Source organism: Rhodococcus sp. BL-253-APC-6A1W, from assembly GCF_012843405.1.
Lineage (GTDB): Bacteria > Actinomycetota > Actinomycetes > Mycobacteriales > Mycobacteriaceae > Rhodococcus.
The window spans coordinates 52,390-76,905 of sequence record NZ_JABAFB010000013.1 but is presented as its reverse complement, the minus strand read 5'-3'; the positions used below and the strand labels follow the sequence as shown (position 1 = coordinate 76,905).

At 65.8% G+C, this 24,516-nt stretch carries 23 protein-coding genes; 12 read left to right on the top strand and 11 right to left on the bottom strand.

Annotation, left to right across the window (positions count from 1 at the left end):
• Nucleotides 1-128: 128 nt before the first annotated feature.
• The 3 genes from HF877_RS18735 to HF877_RS18725 all read right to left on the bottom strand — a co-directional run bounded on the left by HF877_RS18735 (nt 129) and on the right by HF877_RS18725 (nt 4,868).
• On the bottom strand, nt 129-1,781 hold the full coding sequence (locus tag HF877_RS18735; protein WP_169622704.1) for an ATP-binding domain-containing protein: 1,653 nt from the start codon (nt 1,779-1,781) through the stop codon (nt 129-131).
• A gap of 33 nt (nt 1,782-1,814) precedes the next feature.
• The gene (locus tag HF877_RS18730) at nt 1,815-3,656 is read right to left on the bottom strand and encodes a TerD family protein (RefSeq protein WP_169622703.1); all 1,842 of its coding nucleotides are present in this window, start codon (nt 3,654-3,656) and stop codon (nt 1,815-1,817) included.
• A 159-nt stretch (nt 3,657-3,815) separates the two neighbouring features.
• Entirely contained in the window at nt 3,816-4,868 is a 1,053-nt protein-coding gene (locus HF877_RS18725) for a zinc-dependent alcohol dehydrogenase family protein (protein WP_169622702.1), read from the bottom strand.
• Nucleotides 4,869-5,365: 497 nt separating this feature from the next.
• Here HF877_RS18725 and HF877_RS18720 point away from each other — a divergent pair, with 497 nt between their 5' ends.
• The 3 genes from HF877_RS18720 (at nt 5,366) to HF877_RS18710 (ending at nt 8,069) form a co-directional block, all read left to right on the top strand.
• Complete coding sequence (locus HF877_RS18720; protein ID WP_240952692.1) at nt 5,366-7,027, top strand: alpha/beta-hydrolase family protein; 1,662 nt, start codon at nt 5,366-5,368, stop codon at nt 7,025-7,027.
• A 117-nt stretch (nt 7,028-7,144) separates the two neighbouring features.
• The gene (locus HF877_RS18715) at nt 7,145-7,714 is read left to right on the top strand and encodes a DUF3558 domain-containing protein (RefSeq protein ID WP_346765235.1); all 570 of its coding nucleotides are present in this window, start codon (nt 7,145-7,147) and stop codon (nt 7,712-7,714) included.
• Between the two features lie 25 nt (nt 7,715-7,739).
• A complete protein-coding gene (locus HF877_RS18710; protein WP_169622700.1) occupies nt 7,740-8,069 on the top strand; it encodes a hypothetical protein in 330 nt (109 codons plus the stop codon).
• A gap of 88 nt (nt 8,070-8,157) precedes the next feature.
• On the opposite strand, the gene HF877_RS18705 is transcribed toward HF877_RS18710, so the two are convergent.
• Nucleotides 8,158-9,333, bottom strand: a complete 1,176-nt coding sequence (locus HF877_RS18705; RefSeq protein ID WP_169622699.1) for an oxygenase MpaB family protein — start codon at nt 9,331-9,333, stop codon at nt 8,158-8,160.
• Nucleotides 9,334-9,454: 121 nt separating this feature from the next.
• On the opposite strand from HF877_RS18705, the gene HF877_RS18700 reads away from it, so the two are divergent.
• Nucleotides 9,455-10,012: a TetR/AcrR family transcriptional regulator gene (locus HF877_RS18700; protein ID WP_169622698.1), complete on the top strand. Its 558-nt coding sequence runs from the start codon at nt 9,455-9,457 to the stop codon at nt 10,010-10,012.
• A 4-nt stretch (nt 10,013-10,016) separates the two neighbouring features.
• Here the strand turns inward: HF877_RS18700 and HF877_RS18695 are convergent, their stop codons facing one another.
• Nucleotides 10,017-10,643, bottom strand: a complete 627-nt coding sequence (locus HF877_RS18695) for an endonuclease (RefSeq protein ID WP_240952689.1) — start codon at nt 10,641-10,643, stop codon at nt 10,017-10,019.
• 111 nt (nt 10,644-10,754) lie between these two features.
• On the opposite strand from HF877_RS18695, the gene HF877_RS18690 reads away from it, so the two are divergent.
• The 8 genes from HF877_RS18690 (at nt 10,755) to HF877_RS18655 (ending at nt 17,528) form a co-directional block, all read left to right on the top strand.
• The gene (locus HF877_RS18690; RefSeq protein ID WP_169622696.1) at nt 10,755-12,998 is read left to right on the top strand and encodes a glycoside hydrolase family 3 C-terminal domain-containing protein; all 2,244 of its coding nucleotides are present in this window, start codon (nt 10,755-10,757) and stop codon (nt 12,996-12,998) included.
• Nucleotides 12,999-13,158: 160 nt separating this feature from the next.
• Nucleotides 13,159-13,743 carry a DUF3558 domain-containing protein gene (locus tag HF877_RS18685; RefSeq protein ID WP_169622695.1) on the top strand — a complete coding sequence of 195 codons (585 nt, stop codon included), beginning with the start codon at nt 13,159-13,161 and terminating at the stop codon, nt 13,741-13,743.
• 11 nt (nt 13,744-13,754) lie between these two features.
• On the top strand, nt 13,755-14,084 hold the full coding sequence (locus HF877_RS18680; protein WP_169622694.1) for a hypothetical protein: 330 nt from the start codon (nt 13,755-13,757) through the stop codon (nt 14,082-14,084).
• Between the two features lie 231 nt (nt 14,085-14,315).
• On the top strand, nt 14,316-14,909 hold the full coding sequence (locus HF877_RS18675; RefSeq protein WP_169622693.1) for a DUF3558 domain-containing protein: 594 nt from the start codon (nt 14,316-14,318) through the stop codon (nt 14,907-14,909).
• Nucleotides 14,910-14,927: 18 nt separating this feature from the next.
• Nucleotides 14,928-15,257, top strand: coding sequence for a hypothetical protein (locus tag HF877_RS18670; protein WP_169622692.1), 330 nt, complete (start codon nt 14,928-14,930; stop codon nt 15,255-15,257).
• A 58-nt stretch (nt 15,258-15,315) separates the two neighbouring features.
• On the top strand, nt 15,316-16,086 hold the full coding sequence (locus HF877_RS18665) for a hypothetical protein (RefSeq protein ID WP_169622691.1): 771 nt from the start codon (nt 15,316-15,318) through the stop codon (nt 16,084-16,086).
• Between the two features lie 102 nt (nt 16,087-16,188).
• Nucleotides 16,189-17,100, top strand: coding sequence for a hypothetical protein (locus tag HF877_RS18660; RefSeq protein ID WP_169622690.1), 912 nt, complete (start codon nt 16,189-16,191; stop codon nt 17,098-17,100).
• Nucleotides 17,101-17,174: 74 nt separating this feature from the next.
• The gene (locus tag HF877_RS18655) at nt 17,175-17,528 is read left to right on the top strand and encodes an antibiotic biosynthesis monooxygenase (protein WP_206037343.1); all 354 of its coding nucleotides are present in this window, start codon (nt 17,175-17,177) and stop codon (nt 17,526-17,528) included.
• Nucleotides 17,529-17,601: 73 nt separating this feature from the next.
• Here the strand turns inward: HF877_RS18655 and HF877_RS18650 are convergent, their stop codons facing one another.
• Genes HF877_RS18650 through HF877_RS18625 form a run of 6 tightly spaced genes read right to left on the bottom strand, consistent with a single transcriptional unit; the run spans nt 17,602 to nt 24,390 of the window.
• Entirely contained in the window at nt 17,602-19,089 is a 1,488-nt protein-coding gene (locus HF877_RS18650; protein ID WP_169622689.1) for a sodium:solute symporter family protein, read from the bottom strand.
• 20 nt (nt 19,090-19,109) lie between these two features.
• On the bottom strand, nt 19,110-20,141 hold the full coding sequence (locus HF877_RS18645) for an isopenicillin N synthase family oxygenase (protein WP_169622688.1): 1,032 nt from the start codon (nt 20,139-20,141) through the stop codon (nt 19,110-19,112).
• Nucleotides 20,138-20,914 (bottom strand): hypothetical protein, encoded by a 777-nt coding sequence (locus HF877_RS18640; protein WP_169622687.1) that lies wholly within the window; start codon nt 20,912-20,914, stop codon nt 20,138-20,140. The genes HF877_RS18645 and HF877_RS18640 overlap by 4 nt, the downstream gene beginning before the upstream one ends.
• A complete protein-coding gene (locus tag HF877_RS18635) occupies nt 20,911-22,881 on the bottom strand; it encodes a 5-oxoprolinase/urea amidolyase family protein (RefSeq protein ID WP_169622686.1) in 1,971 nt (656 codons plus the stop codon). Before HF877_RS18635 ends, HF877_RS18640 begins: the two co-directional genes overlap by 4 nt.
• Nucleotides 22,878-23,546, bottom strand: coding sequence for an urea amidolyase associated protein UAAP2 (locus HF877_RS18630; protein WP_169622685.1), 669 nt, complete (start codon nt 23,544-23,546; stop codon nt 22,878-22,880). Before HF877_RS18630 ends, HF877_RS18635 begins: the two co-directional genes overlap by 4 nt.
• Before the next feature lies 1 nt (nt 23,547).
• The gene (locus HF877_RS18625) at nt 23,548-24,390 is read right to left on the bottom strand and encodes an urea amidolyase associated protein UAAP1 (RefSeq protein ID WP_169622684.1); all 843 of its coding nucleotides are present in this window, start codon (nt 24,388-24,390) and stop codon (nt 23,548-23,550) included.
• Nucleotides 24,391-24,516 lie beyond the last annotated feature (126 nt).

The following is a 24,516-nucleotide window of genomic DNA, read 5'->3' as shown; positions in this document are numbered from 1 at the left end:
ACGTACAACCGCGGAATCGAAGCCGGCGTCACCGCCAATTCTGCCGAGTGCGCGACAGTCTCGAGACGAGTCCGCACCGGGAGAAGCTGAAAGGCTACGCTCGGCTGGTAGTCGTGGGCAGCGGGGCTTCACACCCCGCCCAGCCGTTTCAGCAACTCCTCTCCACCGACCGTCCGTATGAATGTCGGGTCCCCGCACACGATCAACTGGTCGCGGGCCCGGGACAGCCCCACATACAACCGTTCCCGCGATCGCTCCTGCGGCCGCGATTCGTTCACGGCAAGCACGACGGCCCGACGCTCGAGTCCTTTGAATCCCAGGACGTGACCGTAGAACACCTGGTCGCTGTCCCAGAAACTCTCCCAGTACGCTTCAGGCCCGGCTTGCTGCCTCTCGACCTGCTCCGGATGTCGACTCCCGGTCGCGAGGAGCGCGACATCCTCGGGCCGCCAACCGCTTTCGAGCAACGTCTCGATGGCATCGTCGGCGCGATCGAGCGCATCTTCCGGTGCGCACGGAACGAAGGTGACGTCGGGTCCGTCGCCGCCGAGCAATCGCATGCGTTGCCCGACGAGCGGTGTGAAACACCCGGCGATCTGCTTGGTGTTGCGGAGGTTCTGATCGAGCACCAACGGCACCAGCGCAACCGGGGGAACACCTTCCCGATCGAAGACCCGCTGCCCTTCGTCGCTGAACACGTAGATCTCGCCGGCATCCTCGTCTCTCAATACAGCGAGAACCGGCCGCCACCAATCGTCGGCGAAGTCCTGCGCTTCGTCGACGACCACGGCGTCGAACCGCTGCCCGTTCGGAAGTTCGGCTGCGAGTTCCGCCATCCGCGCCGGGAGCACATGCTCCCAGAACGCCACGGTTTCTTCCGTACGCACGCTCTCCGGCGGACCTTCCGGGGCACCCCAGCGTCGGCCGAGTTTGTGAAATTCACCGACATAGGCGGGACGCTGTTTCCGTGGCAGTGCCCTGGTGACGCGTTCGAGGTAGGACGCGAGCCCGTGGGAATAGCAGATCAGCGCGACACGCTTGCCCTCCTTGGTGAGCCGACGAGCCTTTTCGATCGCGAGGAAGGTCTTGCCACTTCCCGCTCCTCCGCGGATCTCGACGCGGGGAAGCAGACGCGCCGCATCGAGTACCGCGGCTTGCTGCTGGGTGAGCAGGTTGCCGGCGTCCTCGTTCTCGAGCGCGCGCGAGACCACGTCGCGCTGAGGCAATCCACGCCCCGACAGCACATCTGCGAGTTCGAGGATCGAGTCCGCGTCGATCCCGGTCCTCGCGACGTACTGATCGATGAGCACCTTCATGAGCTTGCCGACGATTCCGCTCAGATCGTCACGGTCGACCACCTTCCAGCGGGGACATTCCGGCAAGGCGAAGTCTGCGGGAAACGAACTGTTGGGGAACACGACCACGTGATCCCAGCGCACGTGGCCGACGGGGCGGCGGGGATCGTCGTCGACGTACCGGCGCAACGCGTACATTGCGCCCCGCACCTGTCCCACCGGATCGATGACGGCGGGTCCGCCCGGGCGACGCTGATACCACGCGCCGTTCTCGTACCAGACTCCCCCGCCCTTGACCTCGAGGCAGATCACACCGTAGCCCTCGAGCGCCACGACGAAATCGATTTCGTGGTCCTTGTCGTGGTCGGTGACGCGCTGGTTCGCGACCACGAGGTCGTTCGGCCCGAGCTGATCGATCAGCGCCCGCCACACCACTTCTTCGGTGACATGCGCAAACCTCGGCTCCTGGGGAATACGAATGCTCATCGCGGGTCTCGCGACGGTAGTACCCGTGAGCGTTCAGGCATCGACGTCGACCCCGTACCGCACCGCGAGGGCCGCGAGGTCGTCGTCGTAGCCCTGCCCCACCGCCCGCAGACGCCACTTGCCTGCCCGGCGGTAGATCTCGGTGAGCACCATCGTGCGTTCGGTGGTCCCGGCGTCGAGGACGAAAGTAGCGGCAGTACCTTCGTCGCTGTCGACGCTGACGGAGACGGCGCCGAGGTCACCGAAGGTACGGTCGCCGTCGATGGCCGCCGCGATGGCGATGCGCTCGCACTCGGCGGGCAGCGACGCGAGGTCGACGCGGACGCACTGCTCACTGCTGCCGTCGATGGTCAGTTCCACCACCCCGTCGTCGAACACGGGGTTGTTGTAGAAGACGAAATCGTCATCGGTGTCGACTTTTTCGTCCGAACCGAGCAGGAACGCGACGATGTCGATGTCGAACTCGTCGTCGACAGCTTCGGCTTTCCACGCGATGTTCACCGACCAGGACGTGATCTTCGCGGGCAGGTCGGTCACCTCGCCGAGCGACAGCACCGGCGCCGTCATTCGGGATTCGGTCCGCATGTGCGGTGGGATCACACCCTTCTCCACCGCGGCGTTGACGTCGTCGGGGGTGAGGACGGGCAGCGCGCGTTGCAGCACCCGGGGCATCCGCTTGTCGCTTTCGCCGCCGCCGAGGACCAGCGCGTCGGTGACCGCGGCTGTGAAGTTCAGGGCGGGCCTGGCACCGAGTTGCGCGATGCGTGACCGCATCATCACCGCTTCGAGATGGGTTCCGCCCAGCAACAGTACTTTTCGGCCCGACCACAACTTGGGCTTGTGGCCCTGCAGCGCCCAGCCCTGTGCCGGCGCCGTGTCGTCGGGGGCGGGGGCGGTGACGACCTGCGGAGTCTCCACAGGGATCTGTGCCTGCGGCACGACATCGATGACGGTGGCGACTTTGGGCTCGCCGGGAGCGACCCGGGTGAGAAGGTCGTCGAGGTGTCGCTCGCTGATGACGGGAATGCCTTCGGCCATCGCCTTGCGCACCTTGGCGGTCTGCACGACGGGGTCGTTGCACACCAGCACACTGGTCTGCCGGCTCGCCTGGTTGAGGACGTCGAGCCCTGCTTCGGTGAGGCGCTCGGCGAGTGCCGTCCGCGGCGTGGCGGTCGACCCGCTGATCACGACCTTCATACCCTGCACGAGACCGGCGTCCGTGAGCTTGCCCGGGTTCTTCCACCGGCAGGGAACCCGGGTCACCGATGCCGGGTACACCGACTTGCTGCTCCGGCAGTTCACGACGGGCAGCGGAAGTTGCAGTGTCTGTGCCATTCCGGCGCTGCGCAGAAAGATTTCGGTCAGCACACGCGCGTCGTCGTACGCGTCGTGTGCCTGGAGTTGCTGAATCTGCCAGTGCTCCGCGAGCGTCGCGAGCCGGTAGTTGGGAAGGTCCAGGTCGAGGCGGCGCGACAACGCGAGCGTGCACAGCCGCTGCTGCACCGGAAGTGTCCTTCCCGCCCGCCGGAACTCGGCGTCGAGAAAGCCGTAGTCGAACGACGCGTTGTGGGCGACGACGGTGCCGCCGGCGAGAATGTCCGCCAGCTCCGACGCGATGTCTTCGAAGCGCGGCGCTCCCGCGAGCCGCTCGCGGGTGAGGTTGTGGATGTGCACCGGCCCGGGGTCGCAACCGGGATCGACGAGCGACGAGAACTCCCGCTCGACCGAACCGTCCTCGCGCAACGCGAGCGCGGCGACGCTGAGCACGCGGTGGGCGTTTGCACGCACACCCGAGGTCTCGACATCGACCACCACCCAGCGATGCCCTCGGGGCAGCGTGAGGGTTCCACTCGCCGGCGCACGAAGATCGATCACGTCTACCCCTCCGGATGTCCTCCCGGCCGAGCTGAAACTCGGTCCGATCGGACATTCTTACCGGAGGATTCGGCGCCTGAAAACTCGCCCCTGCACTTCTGCCGGCGCTGTAACGCCGTCGCTCATCCCGTCGATATGTGTGGTTCCACCGCCCAGCGATCAGGTCGAAGAATGTGCCGTGAGCAGCACTTTCAGCGCACCCGTCTCCCCTGCCCGGCCGAATACGTCATATGCCTCTTCGAAGTCGTCGAGGTTGAACCTGTGGGTGATCATGGGCGACGTGTCGAGCCGTCCACTCTCCACGAGCCCGATGAGCGTCGGAGTGGAATACGTGTCGACGAGGCCCGTCGTGATGGTCAGATCCTTGATCCAGATGTCCTCGAGATGCAGTGTCGCGGGCGAACCGTGGACGCCGAGGTTCGCGACGTGTCCGCCCGGCCGGACAAGCGCCACCGCCTGCTCGAACGTCTGCGGCACGCCGACCGCTTCCATCGTGACGTCGGCTCCGAGCCCACCGGTGAGGTCACCCACGACCGCTGCGACATCGTCGCGTCCACCGTTCAGAGCGATGTCCGCTCCGAAGGATCTCGCGGCTTCCAGGCGACTGTCGGCGAGGTCGACGGCCACGATATGGCTGGGACTGAACAACTTGGTGCCCAGAATCGCGGCGAGACCGATCGGCCCGGCGCCGATGATGACCACCACGTCGGCCGGACGCACACACCCGTTGAGTACTCCCACCTCGTACGACGTGGGCAGGATGTCGGCGAGCATGAGCATCTGCTCGTCACTGACCCCCTCGGGGATCTTGTAGGTCGAGTTGTCCGCGAACGGAACTCGCACCAGTTCGGCCTGGGTTCCGTCGATCAGATGTCCGAGAATCCAGCCGCCTCCGTTGAGACATTGGCCGTACCGCGCCTCGCGGCAGTATCGGCATCGGCCGCAGGCGGAGACGCACGAGACCAGTACGCGGTCACCGGCCATGAGATTGCGAACGCCGGAGCCGACTTCGACGACAGTGCCCACGGCTTCGTGACCGAGAATTCGTCCGTCCGTCACCGCCGGAACGTCACCACCGAGAATGTGCAGATCGGTGCCGCAGATCGTCACCGCGTCGACGCGCACGATCGCGTCGGTCGGTTCGGTGATCGTGGGGTCGGGCACGTCTTCCCACGCGCGTTGTCCCGGACCATGAAATACCAGTGCTTTCATCCTCGGCCTCCCGCCGATCGATGGCGATTCACTCTCCAGAATGACACCGGCCGGGACGTCTCCGGGGCATATCCGGGCTTTCGGACGCCGCGACCGCACGCATGCCGATCACGCCGAATCCGGTCCGGAGCAACCGATATGCCGCTTCCGTCCGCATCGAGACGCAGCGACCCGGTGCGGACGAGATCAGTCCTCATCGCCGCGCGGAACTGTGCCGGGACGCGCCTTCCGGAAACCGTCGCTGTCGATCGGAATTCCATGGCCTCTTCTCCCGAGAATTACCCCCTCATTCTGCTAGTTTTCGTCGCACGGCATCGAATTCCGTCCCCTCGACGTGGCTCCGGCGCAAAAGTCGAAACGGAATGGACGAACTACAGCCCGCCGGCAGAACGTCCTACGACGAAAGCGACCCGCCCGTGACGACGACGACCGACACCACTCCGGCCCCCGCGCCTCATGAACGCGTCTCCCTTCCCATGCGAATGCGGCATGGAATCATGAAGTGGCTCAGTCGGTTCAGCTTCCTCGGGCTGGTGGTGGCGTTGCTGTTCTATTGCTGGTCGCTCACGCCCTCGCTACTTCCGCGTGCGTGGTATCTGCAGGGGGTCGCCACCGGAATCAGCATCGTGACGGGCTACGGGATCGGCGTCCTGGTGGCATGGGGGATACGCAAATGCGGATTCGACGTCCGAGTGCCACCGAAAGCCGCAAAGGTCCTCTGGATACTGCTCGCGTTGGTCGCGATCGTGGTGGTGCCGACGTTCCTCGCGCTCGGGTCGCGCTGGCAGAACATCAGCCGCGAACTCGTGGGCATCGAGAGCGGAAGCAACTGGGACTATCCCGGCGTGCTGGCCGTAGCCCTGTTCCTCTCGCTGATCCTCCTTCTCATAGGGCGAGGTCTGCGTCGTGTCGCGCAGTTCATCACTCGGCAGGTCGTGCGGATTCTGCCGGTGCCCGTCGCGCGGGCAGTGAGTGTCGTGGTGGTGGGAGCCGTCGTATTTCTGGCGCTCGAGGGCCTGCTCGCGGCCGGGATCACGCGTATCGCCGACGGGTCGGCGAAGGTGGTCGACGAGGGCACCGCAGCCGGTGTCGTGCAACCGCAGTCGCCCGACCGGTCCGGATCCGACGCGTCGGAACAACCGTGGGACTCGCTCGGACGCGAAGGCCGGACGTTCGTCGCCGGCGGACCGACACCGGAGGAGATCGGTGCGGTCACCGGTAGGCCGGCCATGATGCCGATCCGGGTCTACGCGGGTTACCGCTCGATCGAGAACGCCGGAGGACAGTCCGAACCCGAAGAGATGGACACCCTCGCTTCACGTGTGGTGGCGGAACTCGACCGCACGAACGCATTCGATCGGGAGTATCTGGCCGTCGCCACCACGACGGGACGTGGATGGGTCAACGAAGACGTCGCGTCCAGCCTCGAATACCTCGCGGACGGGAACTCGGCGATCGCCGCGATGCAGTACTCCTTTCTGGCGAGTCCGCTGGCGTTCCTCGCCGACCGGGTTTCCCCACGCAACGCCGGTCGCGCACTGTTCGAAGCCGTGTACGACCGCTGGAGCGACCTGGACCCGAACACACGGCCGAAGCTACTGGTCTTCGGTGAATCCCTCGGATCGTACGGCGGCCAGTCGGCGTTCTCCGGGGCGCAGGACATGATTACCCGCACCGACGGCGCCCTGTGGGTGGGCACCCCCGATTTCACCGAGCAGTGGCGCAGGATCACCGACTCGCGCGATCCGGGCAGCCGCGAAATCCTCCCCGTCGTCTACGGCGGTCAGAATGTGCGCTTCGCCGCCACACCTGCAGATCTCACCGACCTTCCCGGACTGCGCCAATGGGAGTTCCCCCGCATCGTGTACTGGCAGCACCCGAGCGATCCGATCGTCTGGTGGTCCACCGACCTGATCCTGAACCGCCCCGATTGGCTCCGGGAAGAGCGCGGCGCCGATGTCGACAAGAGCATGTCGTGGATCCCGTTCGTGACGTTCTGGCAGGTGACCCTGGACATGGTGTTCGCCGCTGACGTACCCAGTGGCCACGGCCATGACTACGGCACCGAAGCAGCGTATTTCTGGGCGGACATCCTGGGAATTGAGGACCAGGCATTCGCTCAGCGCGTCTTCGATGCCCTCTCTGCGGGACCAGGCTGAGGGCGCGGACTCCGCCGAAGTTCGTTCCGCTCCGCCGAACCGGGTGTGCTAGCGTCTGGCGCCAACTGCGGATCCGGGGGGCTCATGAGCAGGCGGGGCTTGGCGACGTGTTCTCTCGTGGCCGCAATAGCTGTCACGACAGGATGCGGGTCTCCACCACCCCCCGACGAACTTGCTCGAGCCGAAACGGTTGTCGAGACGTCGGAAGTGCGCACACCGCGCGTCGTCGACGACTCCGGACGTCCTCCCGTCACCTTCGATCCGTGCCTCGACCTCCCCGACGACGTCATGACGGAGGCCGGCTACAACGCGGCGCACAAAGAGTTTTCGGATATGCCGATGGGGTCGTACACGTTCCTGGGCTGCACTTATCGGGATCCCACTGTCGTTCCCGGAGTTCGCCGCGGATACAGCCTTCTCGTGCTGGCAGGCAACGTCACACTCGAAGAAGAACTACAAAAGAACGGTCACGTTGCTACCGAGACCATGATCAACGACCGCCCCGCCCTCCTCGAGATCGATCCCGCCACTGGCGGGACCTGCAGGTTCGTTCTCCGAACGGCTTTCGGCATGGTTATCTTCAGCAGGATTTACCACAAGGACCACCCTGGCCCCGTGCCGCAACGCGAATGGTGCGAGGGACTGGAAGCGCTCGTAACGGCGCTCGAACCATCTATCACGAGCTGAGCCGAAACCACTTGGGAGGAAACCTGTGTCAGCCTTCGTTCGACTCGAACCCCATGTGATCGACGAACTAGTCACCATCTGTAACACCATGCTTGCCGAGCTGCACAAGGTCGGGGAAGCAACTGAGAGGCTTTCCGCAACGCACGGTTTCGGCGATCTCGAATCCGCCCGCCAACTCGCCGCCGGTTACAGCCGCAAGGCGGCCGGCACACCAGAATCCGCGCGCGAGCGGATCGAACAGTTCATCGACACTCTGACCCAACTGCGCGACGCGTTCGCGGCGGGAGGCGAGGACTTCCTCGACACGCAATTCGACTGGGCACGCGCACTCGACACCGCGGACAGGGACGTGTAGATCCTGATCTGCGCGTCGAACGGAGATTCGCTCACGATATTCGCCGCGCGAATCTCCGTCCGGCGAGCATTTCCTCTCTTTCAGATGGTTAACGGGGAGCGGCGTCCACCAGGTCGTGGGCGACGCCGTAGTCCACGCGCATACGGTCCATCGCTGCGTCCCGAACCTTGTACGCCCGCGCTGTGGTCCGAGCCTTGTCCGGGTAGCGCCGCTCCTGGATCCGGTTGACGAGGGCGAGCGCGGGTCCGGCCCGGCGCACCACGTGCTTGAGCGGGCTGTCCGGGATCCCCAGCGCATCGGCCTCCGCATCACCTACGAAGACACGCTGCAGGCTGTGCATCAGCGTGAGAGCGAGAGATGTTCGCACACGGTCGTTTCCGGGCAGGAGGTTCGCGAGTTCCGGGACGAGATAGTCGTCGGTGAGTGCGGCCACGAAATCTCGGTCGTCCTGGCTCGGTCCCGGAGAGGTCAACCGGTACAACTCCTCGACGAGCACGTGATCGGCTTCTTTACACAGGTTGAGTTCGTCGCTCATGCCGATCACATGCCCGACGTAGCGCCACAGGTGGTAGATGTCGTCGAGTTCCGTGCGGGTGAAACGCACGCCGAGCGTCTGCATCGCTTCGACACAGATGTGCCCGAATTCGGCGATGGTGAACGCCATATAGGGCTGAGGGATCGGCACACCCCATGCGTCCTCGTCCCACAGTCCGCTCGCGACGATGCCCCGGCGCACGTGTGCGTGGATGAGCCGCACCCGGACGGTGAATGCGAAACCTTCTCCGTTGCGGCGCATTCCGTCTCGCGCGATCACATGCCGCAGCCACTCCCCCACCTCGACGGAGCGCACCGCCGGCTGACTCACGTAACGACCGGTCAGCGCGAGAGGCTTCCCGGCGATCTCACTGGCGGCACCCCGAAGCAGCGACGCCGCCCCGAGCACCATGCCCATCACGGGGGTGTGACGGATGAGGGCATCGGCAGCGTGGTCCAGGCGGTCGTGGTCGAGCCACTCGGGTTCGTCGTCGAGGCGTGTGAACAGCGCTCGTAGCGACTCGGGAGCGTTCGGGACAGCGTGGATACCGTCTGCCAACGCCCTGCGTACTTCGGCTGTGGCCGAGGAGGAACCGAAATCGTCGGCGACGACCGCGTCGGCCAGTGGGTCGGCCTGCCACATCCCGTCCAGCCACCTGCTTCCGAGGTCGCCGTAGCGACGCACAGCGAGATCTGCGTTGACAAGTTCGCGCGGAATGCGTCGATTCATACATTCCATGCAAACACGAGAAATCCTCACTTACTATTCATTTCTTGTGACCAGCACACCGAACGGCAATTCGGCCGGTAGAGGGGTACGAACATCCCCGACTCAGCGCCGTGCCAGAGAGATGCGTACGCACCTTCTCACGTCCACGCACGAGCTTCTCGAGCGTCGGCCCGGGGCACGCGTCAGTACGACGGCTCTCGCCGAACACGCCCACGTGAGCATCGGCACCGTCTACCGCTACTTCCCGGACATGGACTCCATCATCGACGAACTGAGGATGACGGCCGTCCACAACATCACCACGGCGCTGTCGACGGCAATCGCCCGCGCGATGGACCAGGCGTCTCTCGACGCTATGGTCACGGTCGTGGAGGGGCTCACCTCGGCATTCGAGAAGCACGCCCCGGTCCTGCGAGTGTCCTACACCTCGAACGAGGCCGAGTTCGGCTTCGCCTGGGCCGACATCGAGGCCCCCCTCCGCCCCTTGGCGCGCATCATTCCCACACGCCTGCGCCCCGATCTCGACGACGACGCACTCGACGACCTGGTCTTCATCGTCATGGGTGCCACCGCGAGTCTGTGCTCCCGGATCGCCCTGCTCCGGCCCCCGGATGCCGACCGGACGAAGCTGATCTCGGTAGCGGCGAAGATGCTCCTGGCGGCAGTCGAAGGTGCGTGACCGATCAGCCGCGCACATCCTCGAGTAGGTCGTCGTCCAGCGAGACGCGTACGAGCGCCGCGGCAAGCGGAGCGAACCGGCCGTCGGGCGCGTGCTTCTCCAATTTCTCCGACTCTGCGGGCACACCGAGCGCTTCGGCGCCTTGCCGGGCACGCTTGTCGAGGTAGGGCCGGAGCCAGGTCCACACGTCCTGGACTTCGCGCAGGAAGATTTCCGCTCCCACAGGTCCGATTCCGTCGAATTCCTCCAGCAGACGGGCCGCTGCCGCAGCGTCACCGTCAGCACGCTGTGCCAGTTTTCTCAGATCGCCCTGGTACTCGGATTCGACTCGTTCGCCCATCTCGCGCAACCGAGTGGCAGTGCTCTCGTCGTACCGAACGTAGTGACCGCGTCCGAGCGCAGCAATCACGTCCGGACGTGGCGCCTTCGCCATTGCCTCCGGGGTACGCCATCCTGCCTGAAACAGTTCTTTCGCCGCAGCGACGGCGATATCCGCCGATATTCGCGTACTCGACAGCAACGCGAGGACGAGAAGCTCGAACAAGGGCTTCGGGGTGTCTTTCAGTGTGATGCCCGCATCCTCCGCGTACGTTCGTCCGGCGCGATCGAGCAGTTTTGTCACGGTGTCCATCGACATCCTCCTGGAAGCGGCTGGTTCTGTCGTGGTACCCGAATTCCCGACCCGCACACTCACCCACTTCGACGGGGATACGCTGCGGCGAAGTCCCGCCGAAGGAGCCCGATGACCGAGGACGCACCCAACCGCTCCCCCGCCGGCATCGTCGGCGGAGCAACCCTCGAAGAGAAGGCGGGCTTGACCAGCGGGCTGAACTTCTGGTTCACCAAACCGCTTACCCGGTTGGGCATTCCGTCGATCATGCTGACAGACGGGCCGCACGGCGTCCGCAAGCAGTCCGAGGGCGGCGACCATCTCGGGCTCGCCGACTCGATACCAGCGACCTGCTTTCCCCCCGCCGTCGCGCTCGGTTGCTCGTTCGACGCGGCCCTTCTGGAACGCGTCGGCGTTGCGCTCGGCTCGGAAGCCCGCGCCGAGCAGGTCGGTGTCCTCCTCGGTCCGGGGATCAACATCAAGCGGTCGCCGCTGTGCGGACGGAACTTCGAATATCTCTCGGAGGATCCGTTGCTCGCGGGCATCCTCGGCACCGCGCTGGTTCGCGGTATCCAGTCGCAGGGTGTCGGTGCGTCGCTGAAGCACTTCGCGGCGAACAACCAGGAAACCGATCGGATGCGGGTGTCGGCGGACGTCGACCCGCGACCTCTGCGGGAGATCTACCTGCGCGCTTTCCAGCGCGTCGTCGAGGATGCACGTCCCTGGACGGTGATGTGCTCGTACAACCGCATCAACGGGGTCTACTCGTCGCAGAATCCGTGGCTGCTCACCGACGTGCTGCGAGGCGAATGGGGATTCGACGGTCTTGTGGTCAGTGACTGGGGCGCCGTCGCCGATCGGGTCGCGGCGGTGGCCGCGGGCCTCGACCTCGAGATGCCGTCGAGCGGAGGTCGCACGGATCAGGAGATCGTCGACGCGGTGCGGTCGGGCACGCTGGACGAGACGGTGCTCGACACGGCAGCAGCGCGGGTCGTCGACCTCGTCGGCCGTGTCGTCTCGCGCGCCGAAGCGGGCGCGAGCTACAACGCCGACGACCACCATGCCCTCGCACGGGAAGCGGCGGCAGCGAGCGTCGTGCTCCTGCAGAACGACCGCGCCCTCCTTCCGCTCCCTCTCGACATGGACATTGCGGTGATCGGCGAACTCGCCCGCACTCCCAGGTATCAGGGAGCGGGATCGTCGCGGATCAATCCCACCCGGATCGACACACCGCTCGACGAGATCAACGCACTCGCGACCGGGAATGTTGCATTTGCCGCCGGGTACCTGCTCGACGGCACCGCCGACGACGCACTCCGCACGGCTGCCGTCGACGCCGCTGCCGGCGCCGAGGTGGCTGTTCTGTTCCTCGGACTCCCCTCCGAACTCGAATCGGAAGGCTTCGACCGCCCCGATCTCGAACTCCCGTCCGAGCAACTACGACTGCTCGACGACGTGGTCGCGGCGAACCCCGACACGGTGGTCGTGCTCTCGAACGGAGGTGTCGTGCGGGTGTCCGGCTTCGCGCACACGGTGCCCGGGATCGTCGAAGGGTTCCTGCTCGGACAAGCGGGGGGCGGCGCGCTGGCCGACGTGCTGTTCGGCATCGTCAACCCGTCCGGGCGTCTCGCCGAAACGATCCCGGTCAGGCTCGAGGACACTCAGTCGTTCACGAACTTCCCGGGCGAGCACGGGCACGTCCGCTACGGGGAAGGATTGTTCGTCGGCTACCGCGGCTTCGATGCACGACGCCAAGATGTGTCGTTCCCGTTCGGACATGGCTTGTCGTACACGACCTTCGAGTACGGCGCCGCGGCCGTGACCGCTGGCGACGATCTGGCCGTGACCGTCACGGTGACCAACATCGGAGACCGCGCCGGGTCTGAAGTCGTGCAGGTGTACGTCTCGCTGCCGTCGTCCGCCGTGTCGCGGGCACCCCGCGAGTTGAAGGGATTTGCGAAGGTATTCCTCGAACCCGGCGAGTCGCGGGAGGTCCGAATCGCGGTTCGCCGATCGGACCTCGCCTACTGGGACACCCGTATCGATGCGTGGGTGGTGGAGGGCGGCGTGTACACCGTGGAGGTCGGCGCGTCGAGCCGCGATATCCGGGTCACGGCGACTGCGGAAGTCGCCGGCGATGCCGTGAACGTGCCGTTGACGTTGGAGTCGTCGATCGGTGAAGTTCTGGCCAACCCTGCTGCCGCCGAAGCGCTCTCGACGATCTTCGTGGCGTCGGGAGACCGGCAGGCTCCGGCTCTCGATCCTGCGGTCCTCGCCATGGCAGCGTCGATGCCCATCGGCCGGATTCTCAGCTTCGGCGATTTCGGAATCGGCGAGGACGAGATTCAGCGCCTGCTCGATGCCGCCAACGGGTAATCCTGCGAATTTGCGCGGTGAATTGTTATCTGCCAACGCTATTGCGTGAGTAGATCCCGATTGAGCGCGCAGATCGCGGCGATACGGTTCTGCGTTCCCTGTGCTAGCGTCTGCGGCAATCAGCGGATCGGGGGGTCGCGTGGGTGGGTGGAGCTGTGTCGTGCGAGCGGTCGCATCGCTGGCTGTCGTGGTGACGGCGGTGGGATGCGCATCCGGCGCGGCGACGCCGAGCGAGCCGGAAGCTGTCGAAACCCCGACCTCGACGACGAGGACGCCGCGGGTCGTGGACGACTCGGGTCGCCCGCAGATCACGTTCGACCCGTGTCTGGATATTCCGGACGAACTGCTCGCGTCTTCGGGTTTCGATCCCAGGAGCAAGAGGCCCAAAGAGTTGCCGATGGGCACCTACAGCTTTCTCGGCTGCGATTATCGAGGCACGCTCCACATACCTGGCGTCCTTCGCAGTTACAGCCTGATCATCCTTTCGGGCAATGTCACCCTCGAGGAAGAACTCGCGAAGAACGGGCACGTCGCGACGGAGACGGTGATCAATGGTCGACGCGCTCTCCAGGAAGTCGATCCAGCTCTGTCTGGCAGCTGTGCCTTCGTACTCGAGTCGGAGTTCGGAATCGTCATATTGAGCCGCATCTACAACGCCGATCACACTAGGGGCGTTCCCCAGACGGAGTGGTGCGCGGGTTTCACGGAACTTGTCACGGACATCGAACCTCTCATCGACGGCTAGGACATCACTGAATGAGCCACTTCGTACGACTGGAACCGCACGTCATCGAAGAGATCGTCGCAATCTGCAACACAATGCTTCACGAATTGGGGTTGGCACGGGCTCAGTCGGAAGGGCTCACACGGACCGACGGTTTCGGCGACCTCGAGTCCGCCCGACAACTCGCCGACGGTTATGCACGCAAGGCCGCCGGAACACCGGAATCCGCACGCGAGCGCATCGACCAATTCATTGCCACCCTCACCGACCTGCGCGACGCTTTCGCTTCGGGAGGGGAAGCATTTCTCGAGGCCGAGTTCGACTGGGCACGACAACTCCGGGGGATGGAAACCGAGCTATGATGCCGCCGCGTGTGTCGGGATCAGCGAGGACGAGATTCAGCGCCTGCTCGATGCCGCCAACGGGTAATCTTCCAATCCAATTTGCGCGGTGGATTGTTATCTGCCAACGCTATTGAGTGAGTAGATCCCGATTGAGCGCGCAGATCACGGCGATACGGCGCTGCGTTCCCTGTGCTAGCGTCTGCGGCAATCAGCGGATCGGGGGGTCGCGTGGGTGGGTGGAATCGTGTCGTGCGAGCGGTCGCATCGCTGGCTGTCGTGGTGACGGCGGTGGGATGCGCGTCAGGCGCGGCGACGCCGAGCGAGCCGGAAGCTGTCGAAACCCCGACCTCGACGACGAGGACGCCGCGGGTCGTGGACGACTCGGGTCGCCCGCAGATCACGTTCGACCCGTGTCTGGATATTCCGGACGAACTTCTTATCGCGGCTGGGTACGACCCGCGAAGCAGAAAAGTAGCCGACTATCCGATGGGAAGTTATACGTTCCTGGCGTGCGGATACGATGGCACCGTTCATATCCCCGGCGTGCTCTTCCGATACGGGCTCAACGTTCTGGCAGGCAACGTAACCCTCGAAGAAGAGCTCGCCAAAGACCGACTCATTGCAACCGAAACAACCATAAATGGCCGGCAAGCGCTCTTGGAAGTCGACAACAACAACCAGAATTCCTGTTCGATCGCCGTGGAGACCGAGTTCGGCATTGTCATCTTCAGCCGCACGTACTACCCCGATCACACACGTGGCGTACCCAGAGAGCAATGGTGCAGCGGTCTCGATGACCTCGCGTCATCGATCGAACCGCTTCTCGACCTGACACACGGTTGACTCGGAAGGATCACATCCATGGCTGAGTTCGTCCGCCTCGACCCTGACGTCGTCGACGAGATCGTCGCAATCTGCAACACGATGCTGAAGGAATTGATTGCGACACGCGAGACAGCAAACAGGCTGCTCGAGACCCGCGGTTTCGGCGACCTCGAGTCCGCCCGACAACTCGCCGACGGCTACGCCCGCAAGGCCGCCGGAACCCCGGAATCCGCACGCGAGCGCATCGACCAATTCATTGCCACGCTCACCGACCTGCGCGACGCTTTCGCTTCGGGAGGGGAAGCATTTCTCGAGGCCGAGTTCGACTGGGCACGGCAACTCCGGGAGATGGAAACCGAGCTGTGATGATGCCGCCGCGTGTGTCGGGCACGGAACATCGAGTGCCCGTGGCAGGCTCACGAGAATGCATCCGTACGACGAAGGATTCGAGCCTCCGAAGGCCTGTGCCGAGTGGTGCCGGGCACGGCCCTTCGACCTTCAGGTGCTCGACGACGGCGTGACGGTCGATTTGCAGTGGTGGAACGATCATCTCGAGGACGCGGGACACGAGATCCGGTTGCGGGGACGAAACCTCGACGGCCGCATCGTCACCACCGGCACTGCGGTGGTGCAGCGCAACGACCTTCGGTTGGGTAGCGACCTGATCGATGCCGACCACGAGGCTCTCGGCCTGTTGTTCCTGTGTGCGGCATGGCGCAGCGCGCATCCACGACGAAGAGCGGTGCGGCGGTTCCCCGACGTCCGCGACGTGCGCACCCCCGAAGGTCGCCACCCGTTCGCGAAGATCAAACGTGTCCTCGACTATTGCGCCAAGACGAAAGGACTCCCCGACACCTCTCGTCAGACCTGGTCGGGCTGGCCCGACATTCCGGGAGTGGGTGTGCCGTTGATGGCGTCCTACCTGTGGGCGGTGGAGGCGCGCACGGACACCGGTCCCGCGCAGATGCTGGACCAGCACGGTGTATCGACGCTCGTGCACGAGGGATGGCTCGAGGACCCGTCGGTCGCAGACTTCACCGTGCGTCGCTATCACCGGTACGTCGAACTGATCAACACGTGGGCCGGTCTCATGGCCACGCGACCGGAATTGGTCGAGATGTGGCTCGTCGATCGGTGGCATGCGCGGGTCGTCGAAGCCCGGGACGGATCCCACGCGACTCCGCGCCTGTTCTGATCCGCGCGTACTTGTCCGCAGACACGGCATTTGTCCACAAGGGCGCCGGTACGTTGCCTTCGAACGCTCGGACCCGTGACCTGATCGGGCACGATCCGCTGCATGGACGAGCCGGAAGTGCTGACGAGGACGTCGCTCACGGCCGCAGGGGCGTCGGACAACGACATACGGCACGCGCTGCGCGCGGGCACACTCGTCCCGCTTGCCCGCGGCGTCTACCTGCGGCGGACCGAGTACGACGCGCTCGACGAGGCGGGGCGCCATGGCGTACACGCGCGCCACGTCGGTTCGCGTCTCGACCCGGGTGAAGCGATCAGCCATGTGTCCGCGGCGGTTCTCCATCGTCTCGACATCTGGAAGGTGCCGCTGACCCGCGTGCACATCTCGCGTCCCGGGCGACACGGGCGAATCACGCCACACCTGCACGCGCACCGCACGAGGTTCGGTGACGACGATCTCGTGGAGATCCACGGAGTCGCCGTCACGTCGGTCGCCAGGACGGTCGTCGATCTCGCCCGCACGCTGCCGCGCGACGAGGCGGTGGCAATCGGAGACTCCGCTCTACGCCTTCACCCGAACACACGCCGGCAGTTGGCCCCGGTACTGGCGCGGGCACGACACCGCACCGGTACGACTGCCGCGGCATCGGTTCTGGGTTTTCTGGACGGAAGAAGCGAGAGCGTCGGTGAATCGCTGTCGCGGATCCGTATGCGAGAGTCCGGGTTACCCGCACCGGATCTGCAACGCGAGGTGGTCGTGCGCGACGGACGGCGGTACCGCCTCGACTTCTTCTGGGACGGCCTCGGCATCGTCGGCGAGTTCGACGGCAGCATCAAGTACCGCGACCGTCGTGACCTCCTCGCCGAGAAACGTCGTGAAGACGCATTGCGCGACCTGGGACTGGAAGTAGTCCGCTGGAACTGGGCAGAGCTGGAGCGGTTCGAGGTGGTCGCGGGCCGGTTCGCACGCGCCGTCACCCGTGCACGCTCCCGGAATGCCGCAGCCGCGCGGTGAGTGGAGAGTTGCGCACGCTGTTCCGGGAGCCGATCCCCACTTACCGCGCAAATACCCCAGTTCACCTGCGGCGTATGATTCCCGGAGAAGTCCTGCCCGTCGAGAAAGGCCCCATCGTGTACGTCATCACCAACCGCATCGAGGTTCCCGCCGAGACGGCAGAGGCATTCGAGAAGGTCTTCGTCGACAGCATGCGCGAAACCCTCGACGGCGTTCCCGGCCTCAACCGCACGACTCTCCTCCGTCCGGCGGCCGACGGTCTCCCCTACCTGTCCACGATGGAGTTCGACTCCAAAGACGACTTCCTCGCCTGGCTGCGTTCCGATTCGTTCAAGGCCGCGCACTCCGACGATCAGGCACCCGGTATGCAGGCACCGTCGGCCGTCGAGCAGCACACGCTCGTCGAGGACATCGTCTTCGAGAAGTAGCAACACCCTCTTACACACGACGGCGCCCACCGGAGAATCTTTCCCGGTGGGCGCCGTCGTATCTGGGGTACGTCTACACCGCGACGGGCTGCCGTTCGGGCGCGACGACCGGCACGACCACCGGAGGCTGCGGCTGCGTCGCAGGCCGGGTGACCAGTGCAACCGTCACGTAGGCGACAAGCGCCACGATCGCCCCGAGGAAGGTTGTCCAGCCGTCGGCGGCTGCGGTGACGAGGTCGTTCGGGATGTAGAACAGGGTGTTGTCGACGCCGTAGATCGTCGGGGTGAGTACGAAGAAGCCGACGCGCACGCCGATGCCGCAGATCGCTGCCGCGGCGACGGCCCGGCCGTCACCCCGCTTCCAGAACAACCCGAGGATGAACGGCACCACGAGCGACGCCAGCAGCAGGTCGAAGGTCAGGGTGAGCAGGATGCCGGTCTGCGGAACGCGCAGGGCGACCAGCGCTCCGAACGCCGCCATGGGCAGCATGCACAGCCGGGTGGCCCGCATGACGTCCGAGGACATGGCGGCGTGTTCGCCGCCGACGCGGAAGAGGTTGCGTACCAGGACAGTTGCGGTGGAGAGCAGGACGCCGCTGATGGTGGTGAGCGAGGCCGTCACGAGTCCGGACAGCACCAGGATCGACAGCCACTTCGGGGCGTACTCGCCGAGCAGCACGTACAGGATCGGGCCGTCCACGGCGCTGTCCCCGACGATGGAGATTGCCGCAAGTGCGACGAACGAGAGCGGTACGCACAGAACGAGGATGCCGGTAGCCGCCGAGAAGCAGGCCCGCTGCGCGGCGTGCGGGCTCTTCGCCGAGAACACCCGCTGCATCAGGTCGATCGCGACGATGTTGCCGAGGCCGAGGGCGATCAGCGTTGCCCAGTTGATCGCGGCACCCTGCGCCGGGTCCGTGAGCTGGCCGAGACCGCCGATGCCGAGCCCTTCCGGAGCCGAGAATCCGGGACCGAACGCCACCCATCCCAGCAGGCAGACGATGCCGACCGCCATGACCGCAAACTGCACGACACCGGTGTAGACGCTTGCGAACATTCCCCCGGCCATCGTGTAGGCCAGAACGAACGGGATCAGAACCAGCACTGCGACGGTGTAGTCGAGCCCCACGAAGTATTCGAGAAGGTATCCCAGCGCGACGAGGTTGCCGGCGAGGAGGATGCCGAAGCTTCCGACCGTCAGGACCGAAGCGGTGATCTCGGTGCCGCGCCCGAAACGCTGCGCGAAGTACTCGGGCAGGGTCACGACACCGGTCGCCCTCAGCTTCTTCGCGAAGAACAGCCCGACGAGCAGCACGCTCAACGCGACGCCCAGCGGCATCGCGGCACCGGCCCAGAACCCGAACCCGGCAGCGAGATCCGCGCTGCCCAGTGTCGCGTTGGAGTCGATGACCTGGGACATGAGCAGCACCGCGAGGATCGGTGCCCCGAGGGATCGTCCTGCCAGGAGGAAGTTCCCCGTATCGCCCCGGACCTTACGGGTGGAATAGAAGCCTGCGCCGAGAAGAACGACGAGGCATACGGCAACACCGGTGATGATCATGGCAACTCCAGATGAGGAGGTCAGACGGCAGGAGCGCTGCGTTGAGCTTCGCGTCCGAGCGAGTAGAGGGGTCGTGCGTTGTCGGGAAGGGTGATCTCGCCCGAGGCGAGTCGGCGCTGCAGGTAGGTGAAGCTCTGCGCGGTTTGCGCGAACAGGTGGTCGCCTGCCCGCACACCGTCGTATCGCGGTCCGTCTGTGGTGACGAACTGAGGCAACGGCTCGACCCACGTGTTGTAGTCGACGTTGAAGAACAACGGGAACGAATAACGCTCGTGCGATACCTTACGCACCCGATGTGACGTCGCCGTAAACTCTCCGTTGGTCCAGATCTCCAGCAGGTCACCGATATTCAGCACGAACGCATCGTCGGCGTAGGGAACGTCGATCCACGTTCCGTCTGCGTTGACGACCTCGAGTCCGGGGGCGGTGGGCCGGAGCAGCGTGAACACCTCGTAGTCGGTGTGGGCGCCGATGCCGGGACGGTCTGCGGCGCTGGGGTCGTGCGGGTAGTGGATCAACCGCAGCTGGGCGGGCGGGGTGCTCACGTGCTTGTCGAAGAGGTCCGCGGGTTCTCCGAGCGCTTCGGCGAAGGCGCGCAACAACAGTCGTCCCAGCGAGAAGACCGCGTCGTAGTAGGTGGAGACGGGTTCGGCGAAGTCGTCCAATTCGGGCCATTGGTTGGGACCGAGCAGGGGGTTACCGGCCAGATAGTCCGGGTGATCGGACGGGAGGTCTATCGACAGGTCGTAGGCTTCCTTGTGGTCGGGAGTCGCACCCGCGAACACTTCCTCACCGGCGGGGACGTATCCTCTGTGGTTGGTCGAATTACCGATGTACACCTTCATTTTCACATCGTCCGGTTGCGCGAAGAACCGCTCGGCGGCACGCTGCACCGCCGCGAACGACGCGGGGTCGATGCCGTGTCCGACGATCTGCGCGAACCCTATTTCTCGTGCGGCACGACCCAATTCGGCGATAACGGCGCCGCGGTGCACCGGATCGCCGGTGACGAGTCCTGTGACGTCGATGGTCGGAATGCTGGTGAACGTCACGCCATGCCTTTCTGTTCTGTCTCGGGAAGATCGAGTCGGCGCCAGCGGCGCACGATCGGACGGCCGTCGACGTCGATGTCGGACGTCGACAGGATTTCGCCCGGCACGGGGTCGAGCGTGGCGCCGACCCGGAACGGGAGCGTGGAGGCGGTAATGCGCCACTCCCCGAGTCCGGTACTCCCGAAAGATATTTCACAGTTCATCAGTTCCCGGGCCGCCGACAACGTGCCGGCGCCGCGGATCTGCTCGTGCAGCGGTGCCCCGTCGATCGGACGGGTTCGGCCGCGGGCGAAGGCGAAGTCTTCGCCGACCCGGATCAAGATTCCGGGAGCGCCGGTCTCGACGTCTTCGAGCAGGTATTCGTCGATGCTCGACGACGTGGCGCTGATCCGCCAGTGCTCGAGGTAGTCCTCGAAGACACCGTGCTCGGCCACGGTCGTGGCGTCGAGCAGTTCCAGACTGCCCGCGTCCGGGTGTGGGCCGGGCGGGTGGACCGCCACCGTGCGGGTCCATTCCACATGCCCGCCGTGGGAGAGCAGACGCCCTGCGAACCCGTCCTGGGTTGCCAGGACGAGCAGGTCGTCGATGCTCGTCGCGCCCAGCGACCGGGCCTGCACCGGGACTTCCGCCGCGGGCCGACGAAGATCGCAGTACAGGCTCGCACCCTGCAGCCAGACGACCCGGCTGGTGGTGTCGGGCGCCGCGCCCGGGCGCGCCAGCAAGGTGCGCTCGAAGCGGGTGCCCGAAATCGTGAGGGTGTCGGCGGCAGTCATGCGCCGCCGGCTTCCCAGCGCGCCCGTTCCTGCGCGAAGGCAACGGACTGGACCGCTTGGAACGACTCGATCGATTCGGTGTTCTCCGAGAGGAATTCGCGGTGTTGCGCGAGGGAGAACGTACCGTCGGTGATGTCCACGCCTCCGCCTCGGCCGGCCGCGAGGTCGGCCCGCAGATCGAGGAGTTCCTCGGGGTCGACCGGGTACCACGAGATACGGTCGAAGAACCTGAGCAGCCACGGGGTGCCGTTCTCGAACGCGCCCGCGGGTTGCGGGTGCCGGTGGTTCCACACCTGGGTGGTCCGGCCGACGAACTGGTACCCGCCGGGTCCTTCCATGCCGTAGATGCACAGGTAGGCGCCGCCGATGCCGACCGCGTTCTCCGGTGTCCACGTGCGGGCCGGGTTGTACTTGGTGGTGACGAGACGGTGCCGGGGGTCGAGCGGCGTGGCGACCGGTGCTCCGAGGTAGACGTCACCGAGACCGAGCACCATGTAGTCGGCAGCGAAGACGGTGTCGAACACGTCGGCAACCGTGTCGAGGCCGTTCATCCGGCGGATGAACTCGATGTTCCACGGGCACCACGGTGCGTCGGCGCGCACGCCGTGCATGTAGCGCTGGATGGCCTCCCGCGTCGCGGGGTCGTCCCACGACAGCGGCAGGCGCACCTGCCGGCTCGGCACTTCCAGTTCGTCGCTGTCACCGATGGCATCCTCGGCTTCGGCGAGCAGACCCAGAAGCTTCGGGACGGGCAGCACGTCGGGATCCACCTTGACCTGCAGGGACCGGATGCCCGGTGTCAGCTCGAGAAGGCCGGACGGACGTTCCCCTTCGAGACGCTGGTGCAGCGCGTGGACGCGGGCACGCAGCGCCAGATCCAGTGTCATGTCGCCGTATTCGACGAGCACGTTGTCGTCTCCGCTGCGCCGGTAGGTGACGGCGGTGTTGCCGTCGCGGCGCGCGAGCACGCCGTCGTCGCCATCTCCTCCGGCCGACGACACGAGCGAGAGACCCGCGCGTCGCGCAACGCCGAGGTCGCGGCGTGACGCCGCGTGCTCCGACCGCACGGGCACGAAACGGATGGTGTTGCCCGGGGCGAGTTGCCCCAGCTTCCAGCGGTCCGCGGCGACGACCGTGACCGGGCACACGAAGCCGCCGAGGCTCGGTCCGTCCGGACCGAGCAGAATCGGAGTGTCACCGGTGAAGTCGAGTGCGCCGATCGAGTAGGCGTTGTCGTGGATGTTGGACGGGTGCAGGCCCGCTTCCCCACCGTCGGCGCGCGCCCACTGCGGCTTCGGCCCGATGAGCCGAACGCCGGTGCGGTCGGAGTTGAAGTGCACCTCGTATTCGGTGGCGTAGAGCGCATCGATGTCGTCGCGTGTAAAGAATTCGGGCGCTCCGTGCGGCCCTTCGGTCACCGCGATCTCCCAGCGGCTGCTCAACGCGGGCACGTGCTCGGCGGGCACCGCGGAGCAAGACCCCTCGGTGACGTCGCCGAGGACGAGCACATCACCGTCGCGGAGAGTGCGGCCTTCGTGTCCACCGAACGTGCCGAGGGTGAATGTCGAGGCACTGCCCAGGAACTCGGGTACGTCGAGCCCGCCGCGTACGAGAATGTAGGCGCGGAGCCCGGGGCCGGTCACCGCCCCGACGTCGAGCAGGCCACCCTCGGGGACGACGACGGGCCGCCACTGCGGGACGGGGGTGCCATCGACGCGCACCGTGACGGGCGCTCCGGTCACGCAGACCTCGGTGGCTTCGGTGAAGCGGAGTGCCGGGCCGGCCATGGTGGTCTCGAGCCCGGGCGCACCCTCGGGGTTTCCGAGCGCGACGTTGCCGAGCCGGAACGACAGGTCGTCCATCGGCCCCGACGGAGGGACTCCGACCTGCCAGTAGCCGGTGCGGCCCGGGTAGTCCTGGACGGTGGTGAGCATTCCCGGTCGTTCGACCGTGATCTTGGTGGTCATGGGCGTCTCATGCCCCCCCTCGGCCGGGTGACGATCATCCGCACCGGAGTCGGATCGAAACCGTTGCAGGGGTTGTTGATCTGGGGGCAGTTCGACACGAGGACGAGCACGTCGCGTTCGGCCCGGATCGCGAGGCGCTTGCCGGGAGCCGACAGACCGTCGACGATGCCGAGCGTGCCGTCGGCCTCGACGGGCACGTTCATGAAGAAGTTGATGTTGGAGACGAGGTCACGCTTGCCGAGGCCCCATTTCGCGCCTTCGATGAGGAAGTTCTCGACGCATGCATGCTGGTGCTTGGTGTGATGCCCGTAGCGCAGGGTGTTCGATTCCTGCGAACACGCGCCGCCGACCGTGTCGTGGATGCCCACCTCGTCCGCGACGAGTGTCATCAGCGGTCCGCCGTCCGCGTCGCGCAGTACCGAGCCCGTGGTCAGGAACAGGTTTCCCTGCCCCGCGACGGTGGCTGCAGCGCTGTAGCGGGCGGTGTGGTCGTGTGCGTCGTAGACGAGGGTGTCGACGGCCTGGTTGCCGTGGAGATCGACGATGGTGAGCACGTCGCCCGCGGCGACGACGGTGGACCAGGGTCCGCGGACCCCGACGACCTCGTCGAGCAGGACGCGGCCGGAAACGAGGGCGAGGTCCGTGGAGTCGAGCGTGGCGGTCATGTCAGTTCTCCATTCCGGAAGCAGCGGCAGCCCAGGCGTCTTCGGTGTTGAGCACGGCGCGCTGGTATTCGGGGTCGGTAGCGGGGAGCGAGTCGAGGTCGGCGGGTGCACGCCACGCGAGGATTTCGAGTGTGCTGGTCGGGAACTTCTCTGCCGGGTCCAGCGGGTGCGCGGTGTTGGCGAGCAGCACGATCACCGGCAGGTGGAGAATCAATTCGACGTAGGTGTCGGGCCCCGCCGAGCCGGTGCTCGTGAGCGTGCCGTCGTCCTCGACGCGCACGCCGTGGAAGAACGACAGCGACGGGGGCAGGTCGCGCGGGGCGAGATCGTGTTTCGCGGCGGCGACGGTGAAGAGTTCCCGTCCGGCGGGAGCTTCCGAGTGCAACTCTCCCGCTCCGTATTTCGCGGTGTTTCCCGCGAGGTGCGTGGTGCCGCACAGCGCGTCGTGGCGGCCGGAGGTATCGGCGACGATCGTGGCGAGCACCCGGCCCTGATCCGACAGCAGCGGATGGCCGGTTCCCAGATACGCCTGCCACGGCACTTTCAGCGTGTCGGCGACGTTGAGCCGCTCGTGCGGGGCGTCGGCGCGGAACAACAGGAGGTTCGCGCAGGCCGCACCGTGGATGTCGCGGAGTCGCAGGCGAGTTCCCCGGGCGAGCACCTTGCTCGTGTAGCGGCCACCGGGCACGGTCTCGGCCCAGACGAGGGAGGCGGCGCGTCCGGTGGGAGCGGCCGGCCACGCGGACGCCGGAACAGTGGGCATGCCGTCGGTGACGATGCCCGACTGTGCCCGTGCGTGGGCGCGGGCGGCGTGGGTGGTGGCCGTCGCGAGGGTCTCGGTCATGGTACTCCGATCGTGGCGCTCGGGGAAACTGTCACTCGACAGTTTTCCGAGCGCGCATATTCGGAGAATTGCCGCGGCGTAACAACTCCGTGACCCATGTTTCGTCCGGATTTCGGAGTTCTCACG

Bases quoted from the DNA above. Each gene is read 5' to 3' on its own strand.
- HF877_RS18640 (WP_169622687.1), bottom strand. From the start codon at position 20,914: ATGACTGCCGCCGACACCCTCACGATTTCGGGCACCCGCTTCGAGCGC.
- HF877_RS18650 (WP_169622689.1), bottom strand. From the start codon at position 19,089: ATGATCATCACCGGTGTTGCCGTATGCCTCGTCGTTCTTCTCGGCGCA.
- HF877_RS18665 (WP_169622691.1), top strand. From the start codon at position 15,316: ATGCATCCGTACGACGAAGGATTCGAGCCTCCGAAGGCCTGTGCCGAG.
- HF877_RS18625 (WP_169622684.1), bottom strand. From the start codon at position 24,390: ATGACCGAGACCCTCGCGACGGCCACCACCCACGCCGCCCGCGCCCAC.
- HF877_RS18630 (WP_169622685.1), bottom strand. From the start codon at position 23,546: ATGACCGCCACGCTCGACTCCACGGACCTCGCCCTCGTTTCCGGCCGC.
- HF877_RS18700 (WP_169622698.1), top strand. From the start codon at position 9,455: ATGCGTACGCACCTTCTCACGTCCACGCACGAGCTTCTCGAGCGTCGG.
- HF877_RS18705 (WP_169622699.1), bottom strand. From the start codon at position 9,333: ATGAATCGACGCATTCCGCGCGAACTTGTCAACGCAGATCTCGCTGTG.
- HF877_RS18725 (WP_169622702.1), bottom strand. From the start codon at position 4,868: ATGAAAGCACTGGTATTTCATGGTCCGGGACAACGCGCGTGGGAAGAC.
- HF877_RS18735 (WP_169622704.1), bottom strand. From the start codon at position 1,781: ATGAGCATTCGTATTCCCCAGGAGCCGAGGTTTGCGCATGTCACCGAA.
- HF877_RS18690 (WP_169622696.1), top strand. From the start codon at position 10,755: ATGACCGAGGACGCACCCAACCGCTCCCCCGCCGGCATCGTCGGCGGA.
- HF877_RS18655 (WP_206037343.1), top strand. From the start codon at position 17,175: ATGATTCCCGGAGAAGTCCTGCCCGTCGAGAAAGGCCCCATCGTGTAC.
- HF877_RS18695 (WP_240952689.1), bottom strand. From the start codon at position 10,643: ATGGACACCGTGACAAAACTGCTCGATCGCGCCGGACGAACGTACGCG.
- HF877_RS18720 (WP_240952692.1), top strand. From the start codon at position 5,366: ATGAAGTGGCTCAGTCGGTTCAGCTTCCTCGGGCTGGTGGTGGCGTTG.
- HF877_RS18670 (WP_169622692.1), top strand. From the start codon at position 14,928: ATGGCTGAGTTCGTCCGCCTCGACCCTGACGTCGTCGACGAGATCGTC.
- HF877_RS18660 (WP_169622690.1), top strand. From the start codon at position 16,189: ATGGACGAGCCGGAAGTGCTGACGAGGACGTCGCTCACGGCCGCAGGG.
- HF877_RS18635 (WP_169622686.1), bottom strand. From the start codon at position 22,881: ATGACCACCAAGATCACGGTCGAACGACCGGGAATGCTCACCACCGTC.
- HF877_RS18680 (WP_169622694.1), top strand. From the start codon at position 13,755: ATGAGCCACTTCGTACGACTGGAACCGCACGTCATCGAAGAGATCGTC.